The sequence below is a fragment of the Paraburkholderia sp. JHI2823 genome (assembly GCF_038900695.1).
Taxonomy (GTDB): domain Bacteria; phylum Pseudomonadota; class Gammaproteobacteria; order Burkholderiales; family Burkholderiaceae; genus Paraburkholderia; species Paraburkholderia mimosarum.
The window spans coordinates 1-652 of the sequence record NZ_JAYMRY010000176.1; the positions used below are offsets into that span (position 1 = coordinate 1).

Genomic DNA, 652 nt, shown 5'->3' on the forward strand with positions numbered 1-652 from the left:
GCACCATCCGGATCTGCAGCGCAGACGATTTCTGTTCAAGCGGGAGAAGTTCGTTGACGTACTGCTGCTGGAAGACGGGCGTAACCGATTCCCAGGCGCGAAGCCGCTTGCGTCGTTTCTCGATCTGTCTGATCGCCGCGTTGAACGCTTTTTGCCCTTTCGACAGGGCGGACTTATTGTGATCGTGCGCAACGGCAACGGACCGTGATGTCCTGTTCATGGGGAATTTCCGCTGAAGGCGAGTGAAGGCAATGACGGCATTCATTTTACCCCGACGGCCCGACGCGAATCGCTCCGTCGACCAGCACGGAGGTGAAATTTTGTGCAGCCCTGTCGCTAACACCTATTATCGATAGTCCAGAATTTTTTACTGAAACCGCCGTTTTGCGAAACGCGTCACGCCCCCTTCGTCGTCCGCCTGCCACAATCTCCGGATGCTGAACGTTTCCCGACCTCCAGATTTTCCCGACACCGCGTCCCTGTCCGCGCGGATCTGTCGCAATAAGGCGGTCTGCTATGCTGACGGGGCTCTGTCAGGTTGGCCGATGTAGTCCGTCTTTGTGGCGTACGAGTAGTTATCCTGATTAGATAACCCTGTCTCCGGCCGCAGTGACAGTCCAACCATGCCACGTCGCGAAACGTTTCTGGAGCG

The 652-nt window shown here is 56.6% G+C and carries 1 protein-coding gene; it reads left to right on the plus strand.

All coding sequences use genetic code 11. The features are described 5' to 3' along the window. On the plus strand, nucleotides 1-208 hold a 208-nt coding region (locus VSR34_RS38180; protein WP_342965206.1), incomplete at its 5' end, for a hypothetical protein. Between the last annotated feature and the right edge of the window lie 444 nt (nucleotides 209-652).